Source organism: Microbacterium sp. CIAB417, from assembly GCF_022788845.1.
Map to the genome: position 1 here is coordinate 536,266 of NZ_JAHZUT010000005.1, position 22,319 is coordinate 558,584.

Sequence of the window (22,319 nt, forward strand, 5' to 3'; positions counted from 1 at the left end):
CATCGCAAAGGAGCAGCACCCATGAACCGCAAGATCCTCGCCGCAGGCAGCATCGCCGCCGTCGCGGCCCTGACCCTCGCCGGCTGCAGCGGCGACTCCGGAGAAGCCGCCGATCCCGACGCGCCGGTCACCCTGACCGTCTCCGCGTGGAGCATCGACACGACGCCCGAGTTCCAGCTGCTCGCCGACGAGTTCGAGAAGAAGCACGACAACGTGCAGGTCGAACTGAAGGAGTACGACCCCACGGAGTACAACACCCTGGTCACGGCCGACCTGGCCGCGGGGTCCGGACCCGACATCATCACGCAGAAGGAGGTCAAGTACCTCACGACCTTCCAGGAGGGCGGCCAGCTGCTGGACGTGTCCGACGTGCCGCTGCCGGACGGCATCGGCGGAGCCGAGTCCTATGAGGTCGACGGGGTGGCCTACGCCACGCCGTATCGCCAGGACTCCTGGGTGCTCTTCTACAACAAGGCGCTGTTCGATGCGGCGGGCGTCTCCTACCCGGACGGAAGCTGGACGTGGGAGGACTACGACGCCGCCGCCGAGGCGCTCACGACCGACGCCTCCAAGGGCGCCTACCTGCACAACTGGCAGTCCACCGTGCAGGGCTTCGCCAACGCGCAGACCGGCACCGACATCCTCGAGGGCGACTTCAGCAACCTCGCGGACTACTACGAGCGCACGCTGGCGCTGCAGGATGCCGGAGCGCAGGTCGACTTCAACACGGCCAAGGCGAACCAGCTGACCTACCAGGGCGAGTTCGGCACGCAGAAGGCCGCGATGATGCTCATGGGCACCTGGTACACCGCGACCCTGATCGCTCAGCAGGCGTCCGGCGAGGCGAACGAGTTCGAGTGGGGCATCGCTCCCGTTCCGCAGGCGGACGAGTCGACCACCGGCACCGAGGCCACCCCGGTGACGTTCGGAGACCCGACCGGCTTCGGCATCAACGCGAACATCGATTCCGCCAAGACCGACGCGGCCAAGGCGTTCCTCGAGTTCGCCTCGTCGGAGGAGGCGGCGACGCTGCTGGCCGGCATCGGCATCACCCCGGCGCTGACGAACGACGCGATCGCCGAGGCGTACTTCTCCGTCGAGGGCTCTCCCGCCGACGAGCTGTCGAGCTTCGCCTGGGCGACGCACGAGACGCTGCCGGAGAACCCCACGTCGAACAAGACCGCCGCGATCCAGGGCATCCTCGCCGATCTGCACACCGCCGTCCTGTCCGGGTCCGAGACGGTCGAGGACGCGATCGCGACCGCCGAGCAGCGGGTCGAGAGCGAAGTCGGCCTCGACTGACGCCCGCGTGGGGCCGGCCGACGGCCGGCCCCACGCCTCACCGGCATCCGCATCCACCCAGGAGACGACATGACAACGACCGAGGCACCCGCCGTCGGACCGAAGCCCCCGGAGGCGCCGGTGAAGCGGCGACGTTCGGCGCTGCGCCGCCGCAACGCCCTGATCGGCTGGAGCTTCATCCTGCCGAACTTCGCCGGGTTCGGATTCCTGACCCTGCTGCCCGTTCTGATCCTGTTCTACATGGCGTTCACGAACTGGAACGTGTTCGGCAAGGCGGACTGGGTGGGCCTTGCGAACTTCGAACGGCTGATGGGGGACGGCAGCTTCCACATCGCGTTCTGGAACACCATCTACTACTCCGTCATGCACATCCCGCTGACGATCGTCGTGTCGCTGGGGCTCGCGCTGCTGCTGAACAACAAGCTCCGCGGAGTCGCGTTCTTCCGGACGGCGGCGTTCTTCCCGTACATCACCTCGATCGTCGCGATCGCGGTCGTCTGGAACCTGCTGTTCAGCCCGGACTACGGACCCGTCAACGAGATCCTCCGGGCTCTCGGCATCCAGAACCCGCCGGGGTGGCTCACCTCGGCGGAGTGGGCGATGCCCGCCGTCGTGATCGTCTCGACCTGGCGCGACATGGGCTACTACATGATCCTGTTCCTCGCCGGGCTCCAGACCGTGCCGCGCGAACTGCACGAAGCCGCTCGCGTGGACGGCGCGAACGTGTGGCAGCGCTTCGTGAACGTCACCCTGCCGTGCCTGCGACCGACCATGTTCTTCGTCACGGTGATGCTGACGATCAACTCGTTCAAGATCTTCGACCTCATCCTCGTGATGACCGACGGCGGCCCCGGCCAGGCGACCCTCGTGCTGTCGCAGTTCATCTACAGGAAGGGCTTCGAGGAGTCGCAGTTCGGCTATGCGTCCGCCGCGGCCGTCGCGTTGTTCTTCCTCTGCATCCTCGTCACCATCGGTCAGTTCCTGTGGAACAAGAAGCGGAGCGCATGATGACCCAGACCGAACTCGTCGTCACCGGGCGGCGTCCTCTGCGCCGGCTGACCGATCCCTCGCCCGCTCCCGCACGTCGGGTCGGGCAGTCGTCCGCCGGCCGGCGCGTCGGCCGCGTCCTCGGCTACGTCGCGCTCGTTCTCGCGGCGATCGGACTGCTCGCGCCGTTCTTCTGGATGATCATGAGCTCGCTGAAGACGACGAACGAGGTGTTCTCCGTCCCGGTGGTCTGGATCCCGGACACCTTCGTGTGGCAGAACTACCTCGACATCTGGACCCAGTCCGACATGCTCACCTGGATCCGCAACACGCTGGTCCTGGCGGTGTCGGTGACGTTCCTCCAGGTGCTCACCGGCTCCTTCGCCGCGTACGGCTTCGCGCGCATGAGATTCGCCGGCCGCGACATCCTGTTCCTCGCCTACATCGGCACGATCGCCGTGCCGTGGCAGTCCTACATGATCCCGCAGTTCATCCTGCTCTCGAACCTGAAGGTCTCGAACACGCTGTGGGCGATCATCCTGCTGCAGGCGTTCGGCGCGTTCGGGGTGTTCCTCATGAAGCAGTACTACGAGACCATCCCCGAGGAGCTCAGCGAGGCCGCGCGCCTGGACGGCCTCAGCGAGTACGGGATCTGGCGGCGCATCATGGTGCCGCTGTCGGTGCCCGCGATCGCGAGCCTGACGCTGCTGACCTTCGTCAACACCTGGAACGACTACCTCGGTCCGCTGATCTACCTGCGCGATCCCGAACTGTGGACGATCCAGCTCGGTCTCAAGAGCTTCGTGAGCAACCTGTTCGACACCAACTACGCGCTGCTGTTCGCAGGGCTGACGATCTCGGTCATCCCGATCGCCGTCATCTTCCTGCTCGGCCAGAAGTACTTCGTCGAGGGCATCGCGACGAGCGGGATGAAGGGTTGAGATGAAGCGCGTCTCGCACAGCACCTGGGCGGCGATCCTCGGCGTCGTCCACCTGGGGCTCATGGTCAACCTGCTGGTCCTCGTGGCGGCGGCCCCGCTGATCCTGCTCCTCTTCACGACCGATCCGGTGCACTCCTGGCCTCTGCTGGCCGCGGCGGCCCCGCTCGCGGCGCCCGCGCTGTCCGCCGCGTTCGCCACGTTCCGCGAGCACGCCGCGGGCGAGACACAGGTCGTCCGCGCTTTCTGGCGCGGATGGCGGACGACGTGGCGCAGGGCCATGCTGCTCGGCCTCGGCGGCACCGCGCTTGTGGTGGTCCTCCTCGTCGACGTGCGCGTGCTCTCGGGCACGGCCGCATCCGTGGCGGTCGTCCCGGTGCTCGGCATCCTGACCCTGCTCGCGCTCGCCGTCGTGCTGATCGGTCTCGTCGCGCTCGCCGAAGCGCCCGGCGCGCGGCTGCGCGACGTCGTCCGGGCGGCGGTGTACCTCGGCAACCGGCGCTGGTACCTGACGGCGCTGTCCTTCGCCGTCCTCGCCGTGCAGGCGGCGCTGTTCACGACCATGCCGGCGATCGCCATCGGGCTCACCGCGGCCCCGGCGCTCTACGTCGCGTGGGCGAACAGCCGGCACACTCTGCGGCCCGTCCTCGAGATCGACGAGGTCCGCGCGTGAGCGGGGTCATCCGCACCGCCATGAGCCCCGAGGTGTTCGACCTGCTGTTCGACGAGGTGCGGATGCAGCGGCTGAGGTCGCTCTCGTCGGCTCGGTCGCTTCGTCTGGACGCGGGAGCGTTCGGAGACACGGAGATCCTCCTGACGTCCTGGGGTGCACCGCGTCTCGACGCCGACCTTCTCGACCGGATGCCGCAGCTGCGCGCGGTCGTGCACGCGGCCGGGAGCGTCCAGGGCCTGGTCTCCGACGAGCTCTGGGAGCGCGGAATCGTCGTGACCTCCGCCGCCGACGCCAATGCGGTCCCGGTCGCGGAGTTCACCTTCGCCTCGATCGTGCTCGCCTTCAAGCGCGCGTTCGTGCACGTTCGCAACCAGGCGAGCGAATCCTTCGGCTGGGGCGACCTGGTCGGCTCCGGCGCCTACGGGCGCGTCGGACGCACGGTCGGCATCGTCGGGTTCTCGCGGATCGGACGTCGCGTCGTGCGGATGCTGCAGCAGCTGGACGGCGTCACGGTCCTCGTGGCGGATCCGTTCGTCGACGCCGGGACGGTCGCGGCGGCGGGAGGCGAGCTCGTCCCGCTCGCGGACATGCTGCCCAGGACCGACGTCCTCTCGCTGCATGCGCCCGCGCTGCCCGAGACGCGGCACATGATCGGGCGGGCGCAGCTCGCGGCCCTGCGCGACGGAGCCACGGTGATCAACACCGCACGCGGGTCGCTCATCGACCACGACGCGCTGCTGCACGAATGCGCCTCGGGGCGGATCGACGCCGTGCTCGACGTCACCGATCCCGATCCGCTGCCCGTGGACGCACCGCTGCGCCGGCTGCCGAACGTCGCCCTGACGCCGCACATCGCGGGTTCCATGGGCACCGAGGTGCGCCGTCTCGCGGATTCCGCCCTCGACGACATCGAGACCCTGCTGCGCGGCGGCGAGCTGGCCGGAGCGATCACCCGCCGCGACATGGAGCTCAGCGCCTGACCTCAGCGGGGAGACGGGATCAGCGGACGGTCTGCAGAGCCGCCCACAGCTCGGCGCGCGCGGGGAACGACGACAGGTCCCGGCCGAGCAGCCCCGACGCCTGGACGATGCGCGCACGCAGCGTGTGACGATGGATGCCGAGGGCCGACGCCGCCTGCTCGATGCGCGCGTCGTGCTCGAGCCACACCCGCAGCGACTGCTCCAGATCCGGATGCGCACGCAGCGGCGCCAGCCGGGATTCTGCGATCAGCCGTGCCTCGTCGGTCGCGAACGCCGTGAGGATGCTGTCCGAGACCGTGTCGGCGAACCGCACGACACCCGACCGGCCGCGCCGCAGCGCCGCGGCGGCCTGAGCGTGGGCATGCGAGAACCGCGCGTAGTGCTCCGGCTCGGACACGCCGATCCGGATGCCGAAGCGCGCGGAGATCTCGTCGAACAGCGCTCCGTCCTCCTCAGCGACGCACATCACGAACCCGTCGTCGGACTCCGCGGTGAACACCCCGGTCGCCCCGTCCGACCTGTGCCGCTCCCAGAACTCCTCCACCGCCTCCAGGGGTGCGTCGGCGTCGGCGATCGCGACCAGCATGGGGGCGTGCGGGAACGAGCCGAGCACGCGGCGCGCCAGGGTCGGATCGTCCAGCATCAGCGAGGCGAGCACCTGGCTGCGCAGGCGCCGACGACTGCGCGCGAGCTGCTCGTTCTGCTCGAGCGCGAGTCCCGCCATCGCGATCACCGAGGTGACGACGGCGCGGGCCTCGGCATCCAGCGACGCGGTCGCGATCGCGATGACGCCGCGCAGGTGCCCGCCGCGCCCCAGCGTGAACAGAGTGTACGACGCGGTTCCGAGGGTGAGGGACTGGCCGGCCTGCCCTCCCCGGGCGAGCAGGTCCGCGGCGCGCGAGGCCAGCGCCGCGGCATCCTCCGGCGCGAGTCCGCCCTGAGGGTGCTCGTGGACGAGCACGCCCGCGGCGTCGAACATGCCCACCCAGCGCTCGAGGCGCCGGGCGAGCTCGGCCAGGGTCGCGAAGAGTCCGCGGGGTCTCAGCGCCGCGATCGCGAGCGCGCGCTGGGCGTCCAGCGCCCAGGTCCGGCGTGCGTACGCCTGCGCGGCGATCGCCTCGGAGTGCGCGCGCGCGACGGCGATGAACGGCGTCTCGTACGGAACCTCGAACAGAGGCATGCCGGCCGCCTCGCAGGCCTCGATCAGCTCCGGCGGGACGCCGGTGCGGTGGACCTCGCTGCCGAAGCCGAGCCCCACGACACCGCGCTCCTGCAGCCGGCCGACGTAGGCGGCCGCGCCGGCGGCATCGCCGTCGGCGAACTGCGTCCCTGTGGTCAGGAGAGCGAGCTCGTCCGCGAGGAAAGGGGTCGGGTCGGCGAGATCGGAGGAGTGCACCCAGCGCAGCGGCCGATCCAGCGCGCCGTCGCGCAGTCGTCGCTCCTCGGACACCAGCCGCAGTCGGAGATCCGGGCGTCGCAGCAGCGCCCGAAGCGTCGGTTCCTCCACGACCTCTCCCTCTCCGATGTACGAGACGGCGAATCCTCGAGACAGATTGTACAGAGCGGCGAGTGCATCGGCATCCGGTCGCGGCCTACGCTCGCGGCATGGCCCTTCTCGACTCCGCGACCGACACCCTTCCGCTCGGCGGCCCCGAACTCCCGCAGGAGCGCCGCCTCGTCACCGACCTCCCCGGCCCGCGCTCGGCCGACCTCCTCGCGCGCAAGGCGGATGCCGTGCCCGCCGGTGTCGGCCACACCATCCCGATCGCGGCGGTGGCCGCGGGTGGAGGAGTCGTCGTCGACGCGGACGGCAACTCGCTCATCGACCTCGGATCCGGCATCGCCGTGACCACCGTCGGCAACGCGCACCCGAAGGTGGCGGCGGCCGTCGCCGCGCAGGCCGCGCAGTTCACGCACACCTGCTTCATGATCTCGCCGTACGAGTCGTACGTCGCCGTCGCCGAGGCACTGAACCGACTGACCCCCGGCGACTTCGCGAAGAAGAGCGCGCTGTTCAACTCCGGCGCGGAAGCGGTCGAGAACGCGATCAAGATCGCCCGCAAGCACACCGGCCGCCCGGCCGTCGCGGCCTTCGATCACGGCTACCACGGCCGCACGAACCTCACCATGGCGCTCACCGCCAAGGCGATGCCGTACAAGAGCGGGTTCGGCCCGTTCGCCCCCGAGGTGTACCGCGCCTCGACGTCCTACCCGTTCCGCGACGGGCTGTCGGGAGAGGACGCGGCGGCCCGCGCGATCAGCCAGCTCGAGAAGCAGATCGGCGCCGACAACCTCGCCGCCGTCATCATCGAGCCGATTCAGGGCGAGGGCGGATTCATCGTCCCCGCCGACGGCTTCCTGCCCGCGATCGTCGACTGGTGCCGCGCCAACGGCGTGGTCTTCATCGCCGACGAGGTGCAGACGGGCTTCGCCCGCACCGGAGCCATGTTCGCCAGCGAGATCTTCGGCATCGAGCCCGACCTGATCACGACGGCAAAGGGCATCGCGGGCGGACTCCCGCTCGCGGCGGTCACCGGCAGAGCCGAGATCATGGACGCCTCGCACTCCGGCGGTCTCGGCGGCACCTACGGCGGCAACCCCATCGCGTGCGCTGCGGCCCTCGCCGCGCTCGACGTCTTCGAGAACGACGGCGTCATCGAGCGCGCCCGCGAGATCGGGGACGTGCTGAAGACGCGGCTCACCGCGATCCAGCAGGGCGACGCCCGCGTCGGCGACGTCCGCGGACACGGCGCGATGGTCGCCGCCGAGTTCGTCGACCCCGAGACGAAGGCTCCGGATGCCGCGCTCACCGCGGCCGTGGCCAAGGCCGCGATCGCACAGGGCGTCATCGTCCTCACCTGCGGCACCTACGGCAACGTGATCCGCTTCCTCCCGCCGCTCTCGATCGGGGACGACCTGCTGAACGAGGGCCTCGACATCATCGCCGAGGCGCTGGCGGCGGCCTAGAACGTCCGGTCGCGGCTCGGATCGGGGGATTTCGGGCCGCGACCGGCACACTCCAGCGGCGCCGGGGCCGCCCGGCATCCGCGCTGACGCGAACACAACGAAGGAGCTGCACATGGCCGACATCTCACGCGACGTCGTCGTCATCGGCGCCGGAGCCGCCGGGCTCACGGCGGCCAACGATCTGCGCAAGGCCGGACTGTCGGTCGCGGTGCTCGAGGCGCGGGACCGCGTCGGCGGGCGCCTGTGGACGGACGTGATCGACACGGCGATGCTCGAGATCGGCGGTCAATGGGTCTCGCCCGACCAGGACGCGCTGATCGAGACCATCGCGGAACTGGGGCTCACGACCTTCAGCCGCTACCGCGAGGGCGACAGCGTGTACGTCGGCCCCGACGGCGTCGCGCGACGGTTCACCGGCGAGATGTTCCCGGTGGCCCCCGAGACCGAGCGGGTGATCGCCGAGATCACCGAGCGCCTGGACGCCATGGTGGCGGAGATCGACCCGGATCGTCCGTGGGAGCACCCGAAGGCGCAGGAATGGGACGAGATCTCCTGGGACGCCTGGCTGCGCGCGCAGACCGAAGACGACGAGGCCGTCCGCAATCTCGCGTTCGCGACCGGTTCGGCCATGCTCACCAAGCCCACGCACGCGTTCTCGCTGCTGCAGTCGCTGCTCATGGCGGCGTCGGCCGGTTCGTACTCGAACCTCGTGGACGCCGACTTCATCCTCGACAAGCGGGTCGTCGGAGGCCTTCAGCAGGTCCCGCTTCTGCTCGCCGAACGGCTCGGCGACGACGTGCTGCTGAACCAGCCGGTCCGCCGGCTGGAGTGGAACGACGGCTCCGTGGTCGCCGAGACCGACGAGCACACGGTCCGCGCGCGCTTCGCGATCCTCGCTCACGCGCCGATCCTCTACAACCGCATCTCGTTCGTCCCGCCGCTGCCGCGCCGGCAGCATCAGCTGCACCAGCACCTCTCGATGGGGTTCGTGATCAAAGTGCACGCCGTGTACGACCGGCCGTTCTGGCGCGAGCAGGGCCTGTCGGGGACCGCGTTCAGTCCGTACGAGCTGTCGCACGAGGCCTACGACAACACCAACCACGGAGACGAGCGGGGGACCCTCGTCGGCTTCGTCAGCGATCGGAACGCGGACGACCTCTTCACGCTGAGCGCCGAGGAGCGCCGCGAGCGCATCCTCGAGTCCCTGTCGCACTACTACGGCCCGGAGGCGAAGAACCCGGTCGTGTACTACGAGAGCGATTGGGGCAGCGAGGAGTGGACCCGCGGCGCCTACGCCGCGAGCTTCGACCTCGGCGGGCTGCATCGCTACGGACCCGACCTGCGCACCCCGGTCGGCCCGATCCACTTCGCGTGCAGCGACATGGCCGGCGCCGGATACCAGCACGTGGACGGCGCGATCCGCATGGGACGCCTCGTCGCGTCGGCGATCGTCTCCGCGAGCCGCGAGTCCGGCGCCGTTCTCGAGAGCGCGAGCTGATGGCCGGCGCCATCGTCGTCGGCTACACGGCGACGGATGCCGGGGCGGACGCCGCGGCACTGGGCGCGCGCCTCGCGCGCAGTCTCGGAGCGCGGCTCCACCTCGTGATCGTGCTCCCCACCGAGGGGACGCGCAGCCCCATCGTCGCGCCGGAGCGGGCCTACGCCGAGCACATCAGGGCGCAGGCGCGGCAGTGGCTGTCGGATGCGATCGGCACGCTGCCGCCCGAGCTCACCCGCACCGGCCATGTGCGCTTCGCCGAGTCGTTCGCCGAGGGGCTGATCGCGGCGGGTGAGGAGTTCGGCGCACGCCTGATCGTCGTCGGAGCCGCCGGCGGCGGCCTGTTCGGACGGCATCGGCTCGGCAGCGTCGCCTCCGAGCTGCTGCACTCCTCGACGATCCCCGTCGCTCTAGCGCCGGCGGGCATCGCCCGCGAGGACGATCACGCGCTCCCGCGGGTGACGGCGGCGATCGGCATCCGACCCGGTGCGGACGCTCTGCTCGACGAGGCGACCACCGTCGCCAGCGTCGCCGGAGTCCCGCTTCGCCTGGTGTCGCTGATGCCGCTCGACGTCCCTCCCGGGCTGGACACCGCGGCGATCGGCATCGTGACGGACGACTACGCGCAGTCGGTGCTGGAGAAGGCGCGGGCCGCGGTGGACGAGCGCATCGCCACGGAGGTCGAGCAGGCCGGCGGCGACAGCGTCGAGGACGCCGTCGCGCATCTGTCCTGGCTCCCCGGCGAGGTCATCCTCGTCGGCTCCTCGCGTCTGGCGCAGCCGAGACGCCTCTTCCTGGGCTCCACGGCGGCGAAGATGCTGCACGAGCTGCCCGTCCCCATGATCGTCGTCCCGCGCACCCGCGCCGAAGCAGGAGACCGCTGATGAGCAGCACCAATCGGGCGACGGAGCCCGTCTCCGCCGTCACGACCGGCATCTCGCAGAAGGGCCTGAGCGCCGGCGCGGTCGGAGTGCTCGGCGCCGTCGTGATCGGCGTCTCCACGATCGCCCCGGCCTACACGCTGACCGCATCGCTCGGCCCGACAGTGGCGGAGGTCGGCACGCAGGTGCCGGCGATCATCCTCGTCGGATTCATCCCGATGCTGCTGACGGCGTTCGGCTATCGCGAACTGAACAGGGTGATGCCGGACTCGGGGACCTCGTTCACGTGGGGCGTGCGCGCCTTCGGCCCCTGGATCGGCTGGATGACCGGCTGGGGTCTGGTCGCCGCGACCGTGATCGTGCTGTCGAACCTCGCCGGCATCGCCGTGGAGTTCCTGTTCCTGCTGATCTCGCAGATCACAGGCAACCCGGCCATCGCGGACCTCGCCTTCAACCCGTTCATCAACGTGGCCGTGTGCCTGCTGTTCATGCTCGGCGCGACGCTCGTCTCGTACCGGGACATGCAGACCACCCAGAAGTTCCAGTACGTCCTGGTCGGGTTCCAGGTGGTCGTGCTCGTGGTGTTCGCGGTCGTCGCGATCGTCAGGTCCGTGCAGGGCGAGGCGCCCGACCCGACGGCGTTCTCCTGGTCGTGGTTCAACCCGTTCGAGGTGTCGTCGTTCAGCGCGTTCGCCGCCGGCCTGTCGCTGTCGATCTTCATCTTCTGGGGCTGGGACGTGGTGCTCACGATGAACGAGGAGACCAAGGACCCGGAGAAGACCCCCGGTCGCGCGGCCATGGTCACGGTCGTGATCGTCGTGAGCCTGTACCTGCTGCTGTCGATCGGGCTGATGATGTTCGCGGGCGTCGGCACGGGCGCGCTGGGGCTCGCGAACGAGGACATCTCCGCGAACGTGTTCTTCGCCCTGTCCGATCCTGTGCTCGGCCCCCTCGCGTTCCTCGTGTCGCTCGCGGTGCTGTCGAGCTCGGCGGCCTCGCTGCAGTCGACCGCCGTGGGCCCGGCCAGGACGCTGCTCGCCATGGGGTACTACGGCGCGCTGCCGAAGACCTTCGCGCGGGTGAGTCCGCGCTTCTTCACGCCCGGTTTCGCCACGATCGTGTCGGCGGTCGTCGCGAGCGTGTTCTACGCGGTCATGCGGCTCGTGAGCGAGAACGTGCTCACCGACACGATCCTGTCGCTCGGGATGATGATCTGCTTCTACTACGGCCTGACGGCGTTCGCGTGCGTGTGGTACTTCCGTCGGCAGTGGTTCGACTCGGCGCGCAGCTTCTTCTTCACCTTCCTGTTCCCGCTGGTGGGCGGCGCGATCCTCGCGGTGCTGTTCGTGACGACCCTCATCGACTCCATGGACCCCGGCTACGGCTCGGGCTCCAGCATCGGCGGGGTCGGGCTGGTGTTCATCCTCGGCGTCGGCATCATCGTGGTCGGGATCGCGATCATGATCTGGCAGTCGATCCGGCGCCCGGCCTTCTTCCGCGGAGAGACACTGGGCATGGACGCCCCGCCGAGCATCCGGCGCCGCTGAGCAGAAACCCGAGAGAGACGAAAGAGAGACGACGATGACATCCGCACTCGCCCCCGACGAGCAGGCGCTGCTGGACAGCGTCCCGACCGGCCTGTACATCGGCGGGATCTGGCAGGACGCCTCCGGCGGCCGCACCTTCGAGGTGCACGACCCGGCGACGAACGCCGTGATCCGCACCATCGCGGATGCGACGCCGGAGGACGGCATCCGTGCCCTGGATGCCGCCGTGGCCGCCCAGGAGGAGTGGGCGGCGACCGCCCCGCGCACGCGCAGCGACATCCTGCGCCGGGCGTTCGACCTGGTGCAGGCGCACAAGGAGGACCTGGCGCTGCTGATGACCCTCGAGATGGGCAAGCCCCTGGCCGAGGCGCGCGGGGAGGTGGTGTACGGCGGCGAGTTCCTGCGCTGGTTCAGCGAGGAGGCCGTGCGCATCTCCGGTCGCTACGGCGCCAACCCCGAAGGCACGGGGCGCATGATCGTGTCGCAGCGTCCCGTGGGGCCCTCGTTCTTCGTGACGCCGTGGAACTTCCCGTTCGCGATGGCGACGCGCAAGATCGCCCCCGCGCTCGCCGCGGGGTGCACGGTGGTCATCAAGCCCCCGGCCCTCACCCCGCTCACGACGATCTACTTCACCAGGCTGCTCGAAGAGGCCGGGCTTCCCGCCGGCGTCGTCAACGTCGTGCAGACCTCGTCCTCGTCGAAGCTGTCCGCGCCGATCATCGCCGACCCGCGACTGCGCAAGCTGTCGTTCACCGGATCCACCGAGGTCGGACGCAAGCTCATCGCGCAGGCGGCCGAGGGCGTGCTCCGGGTCTCGATGGAGCTCGGCGGCAACGCTCCCTTCGTGGTGTTCGAGGACGCCGATCTCGACAAGGCCGTGGACGGAGCGATGGCGGCGAAGTTCCGCAACATCGGGCAGGCCTGCACAGCGGCGAACCGCTTCATCGTGCACTCCGCCGTGGCCGAGGAGTTCGCCGACCGGGTCGCCGAACGGGTCAGGGCGATGAAGATCGGACGCGGCACTGAGGAGGGCGTCGCCATCGGCCCGCTCATCGACGAGGACGCCGTCGCGAAGGCATCCGAGCTCGTCGGCGACGCGGTCTCGCGCGGCGCTCGCGTGCTCGCGGGCGGCAACGCGATCGACGGCGTCGGGACGTTCTTCGAGCCGACGGTGATCACCGAGGTCGCGGCAGGAAGCGACATCCTCCGCGAGGAGATCTTCGGTCCGGTCCTCGCCATCGCGACGTTCGACACGGAGGAGGAGGCCGTCCGTCTCGCCAACGACACCGAGTACGGTCTCGTCTCCTACGTGTTCACCGAGGATCTCGCTCGCGGGCACCGGATGATCGATGCGCTCGAGACCGGCATGATGGGCCTGAACGTCGGCGTGGTCTCGAACGCGGCCGCCCCGTTCGGAGGCGTGAAGCAGTCGGGCGTCGGTCGCGAGGGCGGCGCCGAGGGCATCCACGAATATCTGTCCACGAAGTACACCCTGATCCCGAACTGAGACAGCGAGAGGACGCCAGAGATGACCGAGTACGCCGTCGTCAACCCCGCCACGGGGCAGACCATCGCCGAGTACGACACGTTCACGGACGCCCAGATCGAGGATGCCGTGGCGCGCGCCTCCTCGGCGGCCCGCACCTGGGGCCGGACCCCACCGGCCGAGCGGGCGGGGGTCATCCGCCGCATCGCCGAGCTGCACCGCGAGCGTCGCGACGAGTTCGCGGCGATCATCGTGCGCGAGATGGGCAAGCCCATCGCGGCCGCCGTCGGCGAGGTGGACTTCGCCGCCGACATCGTGGAGTTCTACGCCGACAACATCGACCGGATCACGTCTGACCAGCCCCTGGACATCCTGGGGGAGGGCACCGCCGTGGTGCGCCGCGCGCCGCTCGGCGCGCTCCTGGGCATCATGCCCTGGAACTTCCCCGCCTATCAGGTCGCCCGCTTCGCCGCGCCGAACCTCGCGATCGGCAACACGATCATCCTCAAGCATGCGCCGCAGTGCCCGGAGTCCGCGGCGTTCCTCGAGCGGATCTACTCCGACGCCGGTCTTCCCGACGGAGGGTACGTCAACGTCTACGCCACGAACGATCAGGCCGCCGCGATCATTGCCGACTCGCGGATCCAGGGCGTCTCGATCACCGGTTCGGAGCGCGCGGGCGCGGCGGTCGCGGAGGTCGCCGGACGCAACCTGAAGAAGGTCGCGTTGGAGCTCGGTGGATCGGATCCGTTCATCGTCCTCTCCGCGGACGACCTGGATGCCGTCGTGCAGGCCGCCGTCGACGCGCGCATCGACAACAACGGCCAGTCCTGCAACGGGGCGAAGCGGTTCATCGTCGTCGACGGGCTCTACGACGAGTTCGCGCTGAAGTTCACGCAGAAGCTGGCGGCGATCGAGGCCGAGGACCCGACACACGAGGACACCGTCCTCGGTCCGCTGTCCTCGCTCGCGGCCGCTGAGCGGCTGCAGCAGCAGGTGGACACGGCCGTCGCACAGGGAGCGACGCTGCTCACCGGCGGCACCAGGGACGGGGCGTTCTTCGCGCCGACGCTGCTCGCGGACGTCACGCCCGACATGGACGTGTATCGCGAGGAGTTGTTCGGCCCCGCAGCGGTCGTGTACCGCGTGGCGGACGAGGACGCGGCCGTCGCACTGGCGAACGACACCTCGTTCGGGCTCGGCTCCTACGTGTTCACCACGGACGCCGCGCAGGCCGAGCGGGTCGCGGACGCGATCGAGGCCGGCATGGTCTACGTGAATCTCGTCCTTGCCGACAGCCCGGAGCTTCCCTTCGGCGGGGTCAAGCGCAGCGGGACCTCGCGCGAGCTGGGGCTGCTGGCCGCGGACGAGTTCGTGAACAAGAAGCTCGTGCGCATCGCCTGACACTCGGGGAGGGCCGGCCCGCCCCCCGCGCGGCCCGGCCCTCCTTCGCTCGTCGAGCAGCTCCCCCTTCGCTCGCTCGTTGAGCGAGCGCAGCGAGTCGAAACGCCGTTTCGCGAATGGGCCTCAGCAGTCAGCCCGTTTCGACTCGGTCGGCTCCGCCGTCCTCGCTCAACGAGCGGAGGGGGAAGTCGGCTCCGCCGTCCTCGCTCGCACACCCCTCGCTCGTTGAGCGAGCGCAGCGAGTCGAAACGCCGCTGCCGCGTCCCCCGACACCGCCGCGCTAGCGTTGATCCATGCCCGCATCCCGGATCGAGCCGTCTCATGAAGTCTGAGCGCGTCACCCGCACCCAGGCGGTGGTCGACGGCCTGCTCGACGAGATCATCGCCGGACGCCTCGTCGCGGGTGAACCCCTCCCGCCGGAGGGGGAGCTCGCGGACGGCCTGGGCGTCTCACGGCTGACCCTGCGCGAGGGCGTGCGCCTGCTGCAGGCGCAGGGAGTGATCGTCCCGGTCCCCGGGAGCAGGCACCGGATCGCCCCGGTGGACGAATGGACGGGCCTGGAAGCGGTCGTCCGGTACTCCCGCAGCGGGGGAGCGCGCCGGCGGGCGGCGCTGGACCTGCTCGACATGCGCGTGATGTTCGAGACCGGGGCCGCCGAGCTGGCGGCGCCGCGGTGCACGGACGAGCATCTGCGCGCTCTCAAGGAGACACTGGAGCGGATGCACGCGGCGCATGCCAACGGCGACGTCCCCGGGTTCGTGGAGGCCGACCTCGCCTTCCACGACGTGATCTTCCAGGCTGCGGACAACCGCATCCTGGTCGCCTCGGTGCGCCCTCTGACCGCTCTGCTCCAGGAATCCCGCAGCGAGACGAGCGCGGTCTTCGAGATCCGGGAGCACGCTCTCGCCGAGCACGCCGCTGTGCTGGCGGCGATGCGCACGCGCTCGGCCGAGGGAGCGCGCGAGGCCATGGCCAGCCATATGCGTCAGACCCGCGCCGACCTGCTCCACTACGTCCAGGGCGCCTGACCTCCGCTCCCCGATCTCCTGCGCAGGACGCGAGACTTCCCTTGCAGAGCGAGACCGACGTCTCCACGCCAAGTCTCGCTCCGCAGGCCAAGTCTCGCGGCTCAGGCAGGGGTGGGGCGTCGGGTTTGCGGCAGTGGCGGGGGAGGCGTAAGGTCGTTATCTGATATCGGATAACACCCTCGAACGAAGGAGTTCCTGTGCACGTCGACGCCCTGCTCGCGCCGCTGCCGGCCCCCGTGGAGATCGACGCCGAGACCGTGGCGCGCGCCCGCGATGCGCGAGACGTCCTCGTCGTGCTGGACGACGATCCGACCGGGACGCAGTCCGTCGCCCATCTCCCGGTCCTCACGCGCTGGGAGCGCGACGACCTCGACGGCGCCTTCGCGACGGGAGCCGCCGCCGTCTACATCCTGACCAACACCCGTTCCCTCGACGAGGAGACCGCCGCACGCCGAAACCGCGAGATCGTCGCGGTCGCGCTCGCCGCCGCAGAGGCCGCGGGGCGACGGGTGACCTTCGTGTCGCGCAGCGATTCGACCCTGCGCGGGCACTTCCCCCTCGAGACCGATGTCCTCGCTGCCGAGATCGCCGCCCACGGCGGCATGGTGCCGGAGCTGACGCTTCTCGTCCCGGCGTTCCCCGAGGCGGGGCGCATCACGGTCGACTCGGTGCACTACTGGGTCACCGACGGCGAGGCGACGCCGGTGGGCGAGACGGCCTTCGCCCAGGACGCCACGTTCGGATTCGCCTCCTCCGATCTGCGCGAATGGGTCGCCGAGAAGACGGGAGGGCGCATCCCCGCGGATGCCGTCGCCGCTCTCACGATCGACATCATCCGCTCCGGCGTCGACGCCGTCACCGCCTTCCTGCGGGAACTGCCCGCCGGCACGATCGTCGCCGTCGACGTGGTCGACGAGTCGGACATGCGCGTCGTAGCGCTCGCGCTGAACGGTCTGAAGGAGCGCGGAGCACTGCTGCGGGTCGGGCCTCCCTACGTCCGCGCCCACATCGGCCAGGAGATCGCCCAGCCGGTCCGCGCCGAGGACATCCCGTTCGCGCACCACCGCGGCGGCCTGGTCGTCGTCGGCAGTCACGTGCCCCTCACCACGCAGCAGCTCGATGCGCTGCGTCTCGCCCGGCCGGGCACCGCCACGATCGAGCTCGACGTCCCCAGCCTCATCGACGACCGGCGCGAAGCGCACCTGGAGGCGCAGTCCCGTGCCGTGGCGGCGGCGCTCGAGTCCGGGACCGTCATCGTCCACACGACGCGCGAACTGGTCACCGGAGCCACCGGGGACGCCAGCCTCGAGATCGCGCGCCAGGTGTCCGGCGGCGTCGTGGAGCTCGTCCGCCGTGTCCTCGAGATCGCGCCGCCGCGCTTCGTGATCGCGAAGGGCGGCATCACCTCCAGCGACGTCGCCAGCGAAGCGCTCCGGATCCGCCGCGCCACGGTACTGGGACCCATGCTCCCCGGCATCGTGTCGCTCTGGCAGCCGGAGACCGGCCCCGCCGTCGGCATCCCCTACGTCGTCTTCGCCGGCAACGTCGGCGTCGCGGATTCGCTCGCCCGCGTCGTCGCGACGCTGGCCGACACCCACTGACCTCCGGAAAGGAACGAGATGACCACCACCGTCGCCGTCATCGGGCTCGGCGCCATGGGGCTTCCCATGGCGACCCGGCTCGCCGAACGCTTCACCGTGCGCGGATTCGACATCGCCCCCGAGCGCGTCGCGCTCGCAGCCGATCAGGGCGTGACGCCCGCGGGCTCCGCCTCCGAGGCGGTCGCGGACGCCGAGGCCGTGCTCGTGGCCGTCCGCACCGGCGCGCAACTCGACGCCCTGCTCTTCGGAGAGGACGGCCTCGCTCCGCACCTCGCGGCGGGCTCCGTCGTCATCCTCACGAGCACCGTGGGCACCGACGGCATCGCCGACATCGCCGCACGCCTCGCCGAGCGCGGCGCCCACCTCGTGGACGCTCCGCTCTCGGGTGGCCCCGTGCGGGCCGGAGAGGGCGACCTCCTCATCGTCGTCGGCGCGACCCCGGACGCCCTCGGCATCGCCCGTCCGATCCTGGACCAGCTGGCATCCACGCTGTCGGTCGTGGGGGAGCGGCCCGGCGACGGGCAGGCGCTCAAGACCGTGAACCAGCTGCTGTGCGGCGTGCACATCGCGGCGGCCGGCGAAGCGCTCGCCCTCGCGGACGCGCTGGGGCTGGACCGCGAGAAGACCCTCGAGGCGCTCACCGCCGGCGCGGCGAACTCGTTCATGCTCGGCAACCGGGGTCCTCGGGCGCTGCAGGCCTACGACGAGGAGGGGGCCGAGGTGCTCAGCCGTCTGGACATCTTCGTCAAGGACCTCGGCATCGTCGGCGACGCGGCCCGGCGCGCTCACCTGTCCACTCCCGTGGCCGCCGCGGCCGAGCAGCTGTTCCTGCTCGGCGAGGCACAGGGCCTCGGCGCCCTCGACGACTCCGCGGTCATCCGCGTGATCGCCCCCGAACGACTGTCCTGACCCTGAAAACCGACTCGGTGCACGCGCACCGGAAAGAAGAGACCCGATGACGCTCCCTCTTCCCGCCCTGATCGCGATCGGGGTGGCGGGCCTTGCCCTGCTGCTCCTGCTGATCATCCGCTTCAAGATGCAGGCGTTCTACGCCCTGATCCTCGTCTCCATCGTCGTCGGCCTCGCCGCCGGTCTACCGATGACGACGGTCCCTGCGACTGAGACGAGTCCGGAACAGCTCGGCATCATCCAGGCGATCATCGCCGGGGTCGGCGGAACGCTCGGCTCGGTCGCCGTGCTCGTCGCGCTCGGATCGATGCTCGGCAAGATCATCGAGCTGTCCGGCGGAGCCGAATCGCTCGCCGGCAAGTTCACGTCCTGGCTCGGGCCCAAGCGCGTCGGCATCGCCCTCGTCGCGGCCGCCGGCATCCTCGCGATCCCGGTGTTCTTCGACGCCGGATTCATCATCCTCGTCCCGATCATCTTCGCCTTCTCGAAGATCGCCGGGCTCAATCCGATCAAGTTCGGACTGCCCGTGGCCGGCATCATGCTGGCCGTGCACGTCGCCGTCCCGCCCCACCCCGGCATCGTCGGCGGCGCGACGATCCTCGGCGCCGACATCGGCTGGGTGCTGATCTTCGCCCTGATCATCTCGATCCCGCTGGCCGTGCTGTCCTATCTCGTGTCGAAGTTCCTCAACCGTCGCGAGTTCGCGATGATCGAGGCCACCAAGGAGATGTTCGAGGCCTTCGGGTCCGAGCAGGCGTCCCCGAACGCCGGACTGCGCGAGGGCGAGAAGGCCCCGAGCGCGTACACGGTGCTGTCGATCATCCTGCTGCCGCTCGTTCTCATCATGCTCGGCACCGCCGTCGCGCCGTCCTTCGACGAGGGCACGTTCTGGCACGGCTTCCTGTCGATGATCGGGCAGCCGATCTTCGCGCTCATGGTGGCGATCGCCTTCGCGATGTTCCTGCTCGGCGTGCGCCGCGGCTGGTCGGGCGCCAAGCTGGGCGAGGTCATGGAGTCGGCGCTCCCGAGCGCCGCCGTGATCATCCTCATCACCGGTGCGGGAGGCGCGTTCGGTCGCATCCTCACCGAGACCGGGATCGGCGGGGCCGTGGCCGAGGTGCTCGCGGACACCGGGATGCCGCTGCTGCTGGCCGCGTTCCTCATCTCGCTCATCATGCGCGCGGCGCAGGGCTCGGCGACAGTGGCCATCACGACCACGGCGGGACTGCTGCTGCCCACCGTCGCCGTCCTCGGACTCGACGCCGTCCACATCGCGCTCGTGGCGGTCGCCATCGGCTACGGGGCGCTGGGGCTCAGCCATGTCAACGACTCCGGCTTCTGGGTGGTCACGCGCTACCTCGGGCTGTCGGTCAAGGACGGCCTTCGCACCTGGACGCCCCTGACGACCGTGCTGGGTGCGGCCGGCTTCCTCCTCACCTGGCTGCTCTACGCGGTCATCCCGATGGGCTGACCTGCGCGAGGACAGAGGTCCCGGCATCCGCATCAGGATGCCGGGACCTCTGTCCTTCTGCCGTGCGCTCCCGCTAGCATCGAGGCAACCGGTCTCCGGGGCCGAGGACGGGAGGGACGTCATGCCGACCGCGGAATACGCCTTCGTCAGCGTGCCGCTCGTGCGCCGTCGCGACGGCTGGGACTTCGCCTTCGACTACCGGAGCGTCATCGGCGAACGCGCCGCGGAGGGGTGGGAGTTCGTGCAGCTGATCCCGCTCGCCGAGCACACCGAACCGCGATGCGATCTCGTCTTCGTGCGAAAGGACCACCCGCAATGAGGCATCCCCTGCGCCTGCTCCAGGCCTTCGTCGTGTTCATCGCCGGACTCTTCGGCCTGTTCGTGTTCGCCGGCAACCTGATGGACTACGACTCCAACTACCAGTTCGTCGTCCACGTGCTCTCCATGGACACCACGTTCGAAGGCAACGCCCTCATGTGGCGGGCCATCGACAACCCCGTGATCCACACCATCGCGTACATCGGCATCATCGCCGCCGAAGGCGTGTTCGCGTTCCTCGCGCTCTACGGCGGTGTCCTGCTGTTCCTGCGCCGCGATGCGGACGTCCTCGCCTACGACAAGGCGCGGTTCTGGGGCTACGCCGCGTTCGCGCTCGGCTTCGCGATCTGGTTCATCGGCTTCGTCGTCATCGGCTCGGAATGGTTCGCGATGTGGCAGTCCAGCACGTGGAACGGCAAGGAGACCGCCATGGGCATCGTCACGGTGTGGACCGGGTTCGCCGTCCTCCTGGCGCTGAACGAGCCGGCCGCCGTGAGCGCCGGAACCCGGGAGCCGGCTGACCGATCCGCCGCCGAGCGCATCTGAGGCATCCGGCCTCATCGTGACGCGGGCGGCGTAGGGTCGGACCATGGCCACTGTCGCTGAGAACATCGTCACGAACCTGCGCGCCAACGGGATCGACCGGGTCTACGGCATCCCCGGCGACTCCCTGAACGGATTCACCGACGCCCTTCGCAAGGACGGGGGCATCCGCTGGGTGCACGTCCGCCATGAGGAGGCCGCGGCGTTCGCCGCCGCAGCGGATGCCGCGACCACCGGAGAGCTCGCGGTCGTCGCTGGGTCGTGCGGACCGGGGAACCTGCACCTCATCAATGGGCTGTACGACGCGAACCGGTCCCGGGTGCCCGTGCTGGCGATCGCCGCGCACATTCCGACGACCGAGATCGGAACCGGGTACTTCCAGGAGACGCACCCGCAGGAGCTGTTCCGCGAATGCAGCGTCTACGTCGAGTACGTCTCGGACGCACGGCAGATGCCCCGGCTGCTCGAGATCGCCCTGCGCTCCGCGATCGAGCAGCGCGGCGTCGCGGTGCTGGTGATCCCCGGGGACGTCGCGCTGGCCGACATCGGCGACGACCGGGCCACCGTCATCGAACGCGCCCGGCCGGTCGTCGTACCCGGCGCCGAGGAGCTCGAGCGTGCGGCGACGCTGCTGAATGCCGCCAGGAAGGTCACGATCCTCGCGGGAGCGGGGGTCGAGGGAGCGCACGACGACGTCATCGCGCTGGCCGACCGTCTCGGCGCGCCGATCGTCCACGCCCTGCGCGGCAAGGAGTTCATCGAGTACGACAACCCGTTCGACGTGGGCATGACGGGCCTGCTCGGCTTCGCCTCCGGTTACCGCGCGATGGAGGCTGCCGACGCCCTGCTGGTCCTCGGCAGCGACTTCCCGTACGAGCAGTTCTATCCGGAGGGCGCGACCACGATCCAGGTCGACATCCGGGGAGCGCAGCTGGGCAAGAGGCATCCGCTCGACCTCGGCCTCGTCGGGGACGTGCGCGCCACCGCGCAGGCACTGCTGCCGCGTCTGGCGGAGAACACCGACCGCTCGCATCTCGAGGACGCCACGACGCATTACCGCAAGACGCGCAAGAAGCTCGACGAGCTGGCGGTGCCGTCCCGTGGCCGGGCTCCGATCCATCCGCAGTACCTCGCGAGACTGCTCGACGAGCAGGCCGACGACGATGCGATCTTCACGGCGGACGTCGGGTCTCCCACAGTCTGGGCCGCCCGCTATCTCACCATGACCGAGCACCGGCGCCTGATCGGATCGTTCAACCACGGCTCGATGGCCAACGCGCTGCTGCACGGCATCGGCGCGCAGGTCGCGCACCCCGACCGTCAGGTCGTCGCGCTGGCCGGCGACGGCGGACTGGCGATGATGCTCGGCGAGCTGATCACCCTCACCCAGAACCGCCTGCCCGTGAAGACGATCGTGGTGAACAACTCGTCGTTGAACTTCGTGGAGCTGGAGATGAAGGCGGCCGGCTTCGTCACCTACGGCACGGACCTGGAGAATCCGGACTTCGCTGCCGTCGCGAACGCCCTGGGCATCTTCGCGCGCCGGGTCGAGCGGAGCGAGGATCTCCCGGATGCCGTGCGGGAGGTCCTCGCCCACGACGGTCCCGCACTGCTCGACGTCGTCACGGAACGCCAGGAGCTCTCCATGCCGCCGGCGATCGAGGCGTCGCAGGTGAAGGGCTTCGCGCTCTACGCCATCCGCACGGTCCTCTCGGGGCGCGGCGACGAGCTGCTCGATCTCGCCAGGGCGAACTGGCGTCAGCTCTTCTGAGGTCGGCGGGCGGT

General features: G+C 70.0%; 19 protein-coding genes. 18 read left to right on the forward strand and 1 reads right to left on the reverse strand.

What is annotated here, in order from left to right:
* Positions 1–21: 21 nt before the first annotated feature.
* From KYX17_RS23460 to KYX17_RS23480, 5 genes are all read left to right on the forward strand, one after another.
* A complete protein-coding gene (locus tag KYX17_RS23460) occupies positions 22–1,302 on the forward strand; it encodes an ABC transporter substrate-binding protein (RefSeq protein ID WP_243229836.1) in 1,281 nt (426 codons plus the stop codon).
* A gap of 69 nt (positions 1,303–1,371) precedes the next feature.
* On the forward strand, positions 1,372–2,310 hold the full coding sequence (locus KYX17_RS23465; RefSeq protein ID WP_243229838.1) for a carbohydrate ABC transporter permease: 939 nt from the start codon (positions 1,372–1,374) through the stop codon (positions 2,308–2,310).
* Positions 2,307–3,230, forward strand: coding sequence for a carbohydrate ABC transporter permease (locus KYX17_RS23470; protein ID WP_243229839.1), 924 nt, complete (start codon positions 2,307–2,309; stop codon positions 3,228–3,230). Before KYX17_RS23465 ends, KYX17_RS23470 begins: the two co-directional genes overlap by 4 nt.
* 1 nt (position 3,231) lies before the next feature.
* Positions 3,232–3,900 (forward strand): DUF624 domain-containing protein, encoded by a 669-nt coding sequence (locus KYX17_RS23475; protein WP_243229840.1) that lies wholly within the window; start codon positions 3,232–3,234, stop codon positions 3,898–3,900.
* Positions 3,897–4,880 carry a hydroxyacid dehydrogenase gene (locus KYX17_RS23480; protein ID WP_243229841.1) on the forward strand — a complete coding sequence of 328 codons (984 nt, stop codon included), beginning with the start codon at positions 3,897–3,899 and terminating at the stop codon, positions 4,878–4,880. The genes KYX17_RS23475 and KYX17_RS23480 overlap by 4 nt, the downstream gene beginning before the upstream one ends.
* 19 nt (positions 4,881–4,899) lie before the next feature.
* Here KYX17_RS23480 and KYX17_RS23485 read toward each other — a convergent pair whose 3' ends face one another.
* Positions 4,900–6,387 (reverse strand): PucR family transcriptional regulator, encoded by a 1,488-nt coding sequence (locus KYX17_RS23485; RefSeq protein ID WP_243229843.1) that lies wholly within the window; start codon positions 6,385–6,387, stop codon positions 4,900–4,902.
* 98 nt (positions 6,388–6,485) lie between these two features.
* On the opposite strand from KYX17_RS23485, the gene gabT reads away from it, so the two are divergent.
* The 13 genes from gabT to poxB all read left to right on the forward strand — a co-directional run bounded on the left by gabT (position 6,486) and on the right by poxB (position 22,305).
* Positions 6,486–7,847 carry a 4-aminobutyrate--2-oxoglutarate transaminase gene (gene gabT, locus KYX17_RS23490; RefSeq protein WP_243229847.1) on the forward strand — a complete coding sequence of 454 codons (1,362 nt, stop codon included), beginning with the start codon at positions 6,486–6,488 and terminating at the stop codon, positions 7,845–7,847.
* Positions 7,848–7,959: 112 nt separating this feature from the next.
* Positions 7,960–9,345 carry an NAD(P)/FAD-dependent oxidoreductase gene (locus KYX17_RS23495; RefSeq protein ID WP_243229848.1) on the forward strand — a complete coding sequence of 462 codons (1,386 nt, stop codon included), beginning with the start codon at positions 7,960–7,962 and terminating at the stop codon, positions 9,343–9,345.
* Complete coding sequence (locus KYX17_RS23500) at positions 9,345–10,229, forward strand: universal stress protein (RefSeq protein ID WP_243229849.1); 885 nt, start codon at positions 9,345–9,347, stop codon at positions 10,227–10,229. Before KYX17_RS23495 ends, KYX17_RS23500 begins: the two co-directional genes overlap by 1 nt.
* Positions 10,229–11,773, forward strand: coding sequence for an APC family permease (locus KYX17_RS23505; protein WP_243229850.1), 1,545 nt, complete (start codon positions 10,229–10,231; stop codon positions 11,771–11,773). The genes KYX17_RS23500 and KYX17_RS23505 overlap by 1 nt, the downstream gene beginning before the upstream one ends.
* 34 nt (positions 11,774–11,807) lie before the next feature.
* Complete coding sequence (locus tag KYX17_RS23510; protein WP_243229851.1) at positions 11,808–13,280, forward strand: NAD-dependent succinate-semialdehyde dehydrogenase; 1,473 nt, start codon at positions 11,808–11,810, stop codon at positions 13,278–13,280.
* A gap of 21 nt (positions 13,281–13,301) precedes the next feature.
* Positions 13,302–14,663 carry an NAD-dependent succinate-semialdehyde dehydrogenase gene (locus tag KYX17_RS23515; protein ID WP_243229852.1) on the forward strand — a complete coding sequence of 454 codons (1,362 nt, stop codon included), beginning with the start codon at positions 13,302–13,304 and terminating at the stop codon, positions 14,661–14,663.
* Between the two features lie 321 nt (positions 14,664–14,984).
* Positions 14,985–15,692, forward strand: coding sequence for a FadR/GntR family transcriptional regulator (locus tag KYX17_RS23520; RefSeq protein ID WP_243229853.1), 708 nt, complete (start codon positions 14,985–14,987; stop codon positions 15,690–15,692).
* 197 nt (positions 15,693–15,889) lie between these two features.
* Positions 15,890–17,293 carry a four-carbon acid sugar kinase family protein gene (locus KYX17_RS23525; RefSeq protein WP_243229854.1) on the forward strand — a complete coding sequence of 468 codons (1,404 nt, stop codon included), beginning with the start codon at positions 15,890–15,892 and terminating at the stop codon, positions 17,291–17,293.
* Between the two features lie 18 nt (positions 17,294–17,311).
* Positions 17,312–18,202, forward strand: coding sequence for an NAD(P)-dependent oxidoreductase (locus KYX17_RS23530; protein ID WP_243229855.1), 891 nt, complete (start codon positions 17,312–17,314; stop codon positions 18,200–18,202).
* A gap of 46 nt (positions 18,203–18,248) precedes the next feature.
* Positions 18,249–19,673, forward strand: coding sequence for a GntP family transporter (locus KYX17_RS23535; RefSeq protein ID WP_243229858.1), 1,425 nt, complete (start codon positions 18,249–18,251; stop codon positions 19,671–19,673).
* Positions 19,674–19,794: 121 nt separating this feature from the next.
* Positions 19,795–19,992: a DUF4177 domain-containing protein gene (locus KYX17_RS23540; RefSeq protein ID WP_243229859.1), complete on the forward strand. Its 198-nt coding sequence runs from the start codon at positions 19,795–19,797 to the stop codon at positions 19,990–19,992.
* The gene (locus KYX17_RS23545) at positions 19,989–20,537 is read left to right on the forward strand and encodes a DUF2165 family protein (protein ID WP_243229860.1); all 549 of its coding nucleotides are present in this window, start codon (positions 19,989–19,991) and stop codon (positions 20,535–20,537) included. Before KYX17_RS23540 ends, KYX17_RS23545 begins: the two co-directional genes overlap by 4 nt.
* Positions 20,538–20,580: 43 nt before the next feature.
* A complete protein-coding gene (poxB, locus tag KYX17_RS23550; RefSeq protein ID WP_243229861.1) occupies positions 20,581–22,305 on the forward strand; it encodes a ubiquinone-dependent pyruvate dehydrogenase in 1,725 nt (574 codons plus the stop codon).
* Positions 22,306–22,319 lie beyond the last annotated feature (14 nt).

Bases quoted from the DNA above. Each gene is read 5' to 3' on its own strand.
- KYX17_RS23515 (WP_243229852.1), top strand. From the start codon at position 13,302: ATGACCGAGTACGCCGTCGTCAACCCCGCCACGGGGCAGACCATCGCC.
- KYX17_RS23545 (WP_243229860.1), top strand. From the start codon at position 19,989: ATGAGGCATCCCCTGCGCCTGCTCCAGGCCTTCGTCGTGTTCATCGCC.
- KYX17_RS23540 (WP_243229859.1), top strand. From the start codon at position 19,795: ATGCCGACCGCGGAATACGCCTTCGTCAGCGTGCCGCTCGTGCGCCGT.
- KYX17_RS23475 (WP_243229840.1), top strand. From the start codon at position 3,232: ATGAAGCGCGTCTCGCACAGCACCTGGGCGGCGATCCTCGGCGTCGTC.
- gabT (WP_243229847.1), top strand. From the start codon at position 6,486: ATGGCCCTTCTCGACTCCGCGACCGACACCCTTCCGCTCGGCGGCCCC.
- KYX17_RS23505 (WP_243229850.1), top strand. From the start codon at position 10,229: ATGAGCAGCACCAATCGGGCGACGGAGCCCGTCTCCGCCGTCACGACC.
- KYX17_RS23495 (WP_243229848.1), top strand. From the start codon at position 7,960: ATGGCCGACATCTCACGCGACGTCGTCGTCATCGGCGCCGGAGCCGCC.
- KYX17_RS23465 (WP_243229838.1), top strand. From the start codon at position 1,372: ATGACAACGACCGAGGCACCCGCCGTCGGACCGAAGCCCCCGGAGGCG.
- KYX17_RS23500 (WP_243229849.1), top strand. From the start codon at position 9,345: ATGGCCGGCGCCATCGTCGTCGGCTACACGGCGACGGATGCCGGGGCG.
- KYX17_RS23460 (WP_243229836.1), top strand. From the start codon at position 22: ATGAACCGCAAGATCCTCGCCGCAGGCAGCATCGCCGCCGTCGCGGCC.
- KYX17_RS23535 (WP_243229858.1), top strand. From the start codon at position 18,249: ATGACGCTCCCTCTTCCCGCCCTGATCGCGATCGGGGTGGCGGGCCTT.
- KYX17_RS23510 (WP_243229851.1), top strand. From the start codon at position 11,808: ATGACATCCGCACTCGCCCCCGACGAGCAGGCGCTGCTGGACAGCGTC.
- KYX17_RS23470 (WP_243229839.1), top strand. From the start codon at position 2,307: ATGATGACCCAGACCGAACTCGTCGTCACCGGGCGGCGTCCTCTGCGC.
- poxB (WP_243229861.1), top strand. From the start codon at position 20,581: ATGGCCACTGTCGCTGAGAACATCGTCACGAACCTGCGCGCCAACGGG.
- KYX17_RS23530 (WP_243229855.1), top strand. From the start codon at position 17,312: ATGACCACCACCGTCGCCGTCATCGGGCTCGGCGCCATGGGGCTTCCC.
- KYX17_RS23520 (WP_243229853.1), top strand. From the start codon at position 14,985: ATGAAGTCTGAGCGCGTCACCCGCACCCAGGCGGTGGTCGACGGCCTG.